General features: G+C 41.2%; 4 protein-coding genes. 2 read left to right on the forward strand and 2 right to left on the reverse strand.

Translation table 11 applies throughout. The annotated features are described in order from the left end of the window. Nucleotides 1–105: 105 nt before the first annotated feature. Together FD23_RS08185 and FD23_RS10995 are read right to left on the reverse strand one after the other, a co-directional pair. The gene (locus tag FD23_RS08185) at nt 106–942 is read right to left on the reverse strand and encodes a DUF7687 domain-containing protein (RefSeq protein WP_025896441.1); all 837 of its coding nucleotides are present in this window, start codon (nt 940–942) and stop codon (nt 106–108) included. Beyond that, nucleotides 929–1,174, reverse strand: a complete 246-nt coding sequence (locus FD23_RS10995) for a helix-turn-helix domain-containing protein (RefSeq protein ID WP_025896443.1) — start codon at nt 1,172–1,174, stop codon at nt 929–931. Before FD23_RS10995 ends, FD23_RS08185 begins: the two co-directional genes overlap by 14 nt. 91 nt (nt 1,175–1,265) lie before the next feature. On the opposite strand from FD23_RS10995, the gene FD23_RS08195 reads away from it, so the two are divergent. Together FD23_RS08195 and iscB are read left to right on the forward strand one after the other, a co-directional pair. Then, complete coding sequence (locus FD23_RS08195; protein WP_025896444.1) at nt 1,266–2,123, forward strand: DNA adenine methylase; 858 nt, start codon at nt 1,266–1,268, stop codon at nt 2,121–2,123. A gap of 576 nt (nt 2,124–2,699) precedes the next feature. After that, nucleotides 2,700–4,028 carry an RNA-guided endonuclease IscB gene (iscB, locus tag FD23_RS08200; protein WP_025896445.1) on the forward strand — a complete coding sequence of 443 codons (1,329 nt, stop codon included), beginning with the start codon at nt 2,700–2,702 and terminating at the stop codon, nt 4,026–4,028. Nucleotides 4,029–4,624 lie beyond the last annotated feature (596 nt).

Here is a 4,624-nt window from a genome sequence, read left to right on the forward strand (position 1 = left end):
CGATTGAATATCGGAATCATGTTTTAACAACCTTAACGGCGTAATACTAAATTGTCCCAATTTTGGGGGTCACATCAAAGTGTTTCTATCCACTTAGTCTTTTCTTTAAACAAATTTACGTAGTAGGTTAGGCCATCGAGTTAGTACCTCACGCCCAATGATTATCTCATCAACTGCACCAGAGTTGAGGGCATCGACTAGGCGACATAAGTAAGACTTCCCGCGATTCCACCATGTGTCGTATGCATCAATGAAGAGGATATGATATACATCGTAATCATAATTGCGTTTTAAATCTCTAAACTCGTAACCATCAAGTTGTGTTTCATAAACGCCATCAGCAATTCTACTACCAAATGTTTTATTGTAGTAATACTCTTTAATTTCCCAGACAACTGATGGATTTACGGTATTAGTGTATGCACCATCAAATCTACGAGATGATGTGCCAATGATTTCTTTGTTTTTATTGTAAAAATAAGTCAAGTTATGAGGGTCATCATCAAAACCTAACTCTTCAATATTTCCAGTACAGTCTCTAATAGTTTTTTCTGCTAATATATTTATAATTGCGGTAAAGTATGCTATTTGTTTCATTTCGCCCTTTTGCTTGTTTAAAGGCAATTTACAATGGAAGTTATTCTCTTTCCATAGAGGTTCTAATTTAATAAACTCAGCCTTTGCTTCTTCTCCGGTCATTAAGTAGGATTTAATCGTATTGTTTATCAAATCTGCACGCATGTCAGTATATATTTTTAAGCGCGAAATTTGATCGGATGTGTACGAAAAATTCCATGTTTTCCAAAGGTCCTCAAGCTCATCTGCTTTGTATGTCTTTACAGCGTTTGTTGATCTTTCAGTATACAGTAGTTGATCAGACGCAAATTTAACCATCGCCCAAAAACTTGGATCTTCATTTTGAAATTCTTTAAATGCTTTCATTTCTTTCAATCTCCTTGAATATATCGGAAATTTTCATATTTAGAGCTTTTGACATTTTGTCAATATTTTCTAGGGAAACGTTACGTAGTCCACGCTCTATGTCGCTGATATATGTCCGATGTAAACCGCACATATCTGCAAAAGTTTCTTGTGAGATTTGCCTTTCTGTTCGAAATTTTCGAATAGCACATCCGAATAACATTTGTATGTTGTCTTGTTGTCGAGTTCGCATCTCTTGACACCCCCAATTTATGTAAATTATAATTGCTATGTAGATTTTAAGTCTACAGACTATAAGTCACATTAAAAGGAGGAACCGCTACGTGATACCAGCTTTACTTAAATGGATTGGCAGTAAAAGAAAGCATGCTGAATTGATTGTTTCATATATGCCTGACCAATTTAATGACTACTATGAACCATTTTTAGGTAGTGGAGCCGTTTTAGCAGAACTTTTGCGTTCGGATAGCGAGGAACTATTCCCACATTTCAATGCTGCACATGGCAGTGACGTTTTGCCTTTTCTAATTGGGATTTTTGAATCTGTCAAAAATGATCCAACCGCTTTGACAGATTATTATGCAAAAGAAATAACAGAATACTACAAGAATCCAGATGATAAATATCTTGAAATAAGGGATAGGTTTAACCAACATCATAATCCTTACGATTTCTGTTTGTTGTCGAGGACTTGCTATTCTGGAGTGATTCGTTTTAGAAAGTCAGACGGATATATGAGTACTCCGCGTGGACCTCATAAACCCATAAGCCCTAAAACATTCGAAAAGCGTGTGGAATTGTGGAATCAATTATTGCGAAAAGCTGACTTCACATGCGAAAGCTACGTTGACGCAATGGATAAACCTCAAGAAGGCGATGTTGTGTATTGTGACCCCCCATATACCCATTCGCAGAGCATAATTTATGGTGCACAAGACTTTGATATTGATGTGTTGTTCAAAAAAATAGCAGAATGCAAGGCTCGGGGTGTGAAAGTCATTCTCTCAGTCAATGGAATGCGTGACTCAAAAAAGAAAGATATATCGGTGACACCACCTGAAGGATTATTTGAGAGACAACTCTTAGTAGATTGCGGCACTTCAATGATTGACAGGCTTCAAAACGACGGTAAGAAGATGACAAATAAGAGAGTTGACGATCAACTCTTACTAACGTGGTAATTGTTTGTAAGAAAAGTAAAAAATAAAAGCGTCCTTGTAAACTCAATGTTTTATTTCTAAAAAAGTATAGGTTTTGGAAATACAGTGTCTTTTAGTTGGGCGTTTTTTGAACAGAATTTTCCGCCTAACTTCCGCAGAAAGTCGAGTGGCTGCTACGAAAGAAGACAGTTTGCTATGTTGATGCTCATTCCTTAAGCGGGGATTATTCGATTAAGACCGTCAATGGTAACCCCTTACTGAAGTAAGGGGCTTGAAGCTCAAGCTTCGGGTCTCTTATCTTTAGCAGGGAAGCTGGAGAAATCCAGCTTTCATTGTCTAGACTAAGCTATCCAATCGGCTTCAGCTGACTGGATAGAGGGACTACGTTATCCATGTCATCACACCCAAGGATGATGCCCAAGTCTTTGGCTCTGTGGCAGCTCTGTAAACAGTCATGAGGTTAACGTGACAGTCAACTGCGTTGGCAAGCATGGATAACATTGTCGATGGGCAACAACGCAAATCCGGATTGGGTCTCCTGATTCGGACAAGTGGCAGGAATCACTGTTTCCTGCATTACGGAAAAGGAGAAAAAGCATGAAGCACGAAAATGCCAATCGGGTGTTTCTGCTTAACAAGGACGGCAAGCCGCTAATGCCATGTCGTCCAAGAAAGGCCAGGCTGCTTCTGAAAAGCGGCAAGGCTTTTGTGGTCAAGAAATATCCATTTACCATCCAGCTGAAATATGGCTCGTATGGCTATAAACAGAAGGTCAGCATTGGCGTAGACACTGGGCAGAGACACATTGGCTTTGCCATTGTCAGTCAAAACAAGGTGCTGCATCAAAGCGAGGTAGAGCTTCGCCAGGACGTGCACAAAAATCTGTACACCCGCAAGATCTATCGCAGAAGCAAAAGAAACCGCAAGACTCGCTATCGCCAAGCACGCTTTTTAAACAGAGTGCATGGCAAGCGAGACGGTTTATGGCTTCCGCCGTCAATAAAAGGAAAGGTGAGCCATAACATTGCTTGGATCAAGCGTTATCTGGCTGTATTGCCAAATCCCGATCTCCATATCGAAGTAGGCAAGTTTGACATGGCCAAAATGGTTAACCCGAGAATTTCGGGCAAGCAGTATCAAGAAGGCAGTTTAAAGGACTGGAAGAACTATGAGTATTACGTGCTGGCACGTGACGAGTACACCTGTCAGCTCTGCCATAAGCATGGCGAAGGCGTAAAGCTTGTTGTCCACCACATTGTCTACCGATCACAGGGCGGGACAGATCGGGTGGACAATCTGATAACGCTTTGCACGAATTGCCATACCACGAAGAACCACCAGCCAGGCGGCAAGCTCTACAAGTGGATGAAGGCAAAGAAGAAAGTGATAAAGCAGCTGAAGGGTGCAACGTTCATGAACATTCTGCGCAAGCGGATTATGACTGCCTTCCCAGAAGCAAGCTTTCAGTACGGTTCGCAAACCTACGTAGATCGTAAGAATCTTCTTTTGCCAAAAGGTCACTTCATGGATGCAATCGCAATCAGCGGGATCAAGTCAGTGGGTCAGCTGTCGGATACGGTGACGATGATCAGCCAGTTCCGCAAGAAGAAGCGGTCACTTCACGAAGCAACTGCAAGAAAAGGCAGAAAGCAACCAAATACGTCATCCAAGCGTAATGAGAAGAATACGAAGCATGCACGTGGTTTGTGGCTAAATGACTACGTTCGTGTGATAGGAAATCATGCCAAGGGCTATGTAAAAGGCTTTAAGTCGAACGGATATTACGTTTATCTGACAGACGGCTTAGGCAATTACGTGCTGAACAATGGCAAGAATTACATCAATGGACAGCAGTGCCGGTTGATCATGCATAACGGCAACTGGCAAAAAGCAGAGCAAAAGCTTTCTCTGTACGAATTTAAGTAAAAAGAGGCTGGCAAACCCTATCCCTCCACCCGTTGAAATAGGTGGAATCCCAGGCTTGCCAACCATTGACAATCATTGAACAATGCTGCTCACGTTATCTATGCGATCCTGTATGAGTGGCTGGCTGAAGGCCTGCAGCTAAATGCGCGGGATGTTTATGACCGCTGTCAATTGGCGATTGAGATTGTCGAGGATCAGACAAATAAGAAAGCGTTTTTGTAATTCGAAAAGAAAAAAGCAAAAAAATTTTAGAAAAAATATCAGTAAAAAATCCCTGTTTTCCGAACAAAGAAAGCAGAAATAAAGTAAAAATGACTACTAGCCTTGATATTCACGAACGAGACCAGGCCCCGCCTTATCACAACTCCGCCGGGTGTTTACAATGTAAACCGTATGAAAAGGCTGGTTTGACCTTTCAAAAATAACGAGTATACTAATATTTGTTGTCGCGGCGAAGAAGGAATTCGCCGGAGACACGAAAAAGAAAATATCGAAAGCCTGTTGACAAGAAGTCGACAAGCGAGTAAGATATAAAACGTTGCGTCACTAAGACGCAAGTTGGTACTTTGAAAACTGAACAAAGTTTCGCAGTGTGC

It is taken from the genome of Lactobacillus delbrueckii subsp. delbrueckii DSM 20074 = JCM 1012 (assembly GCF_001433875.1).
Lineage (GTDB): Bacteria > Bacillota > Bacilli > Lactobacillales > Lactobacillaceae > Lactobacillus > Lactobacillus delbrueckii.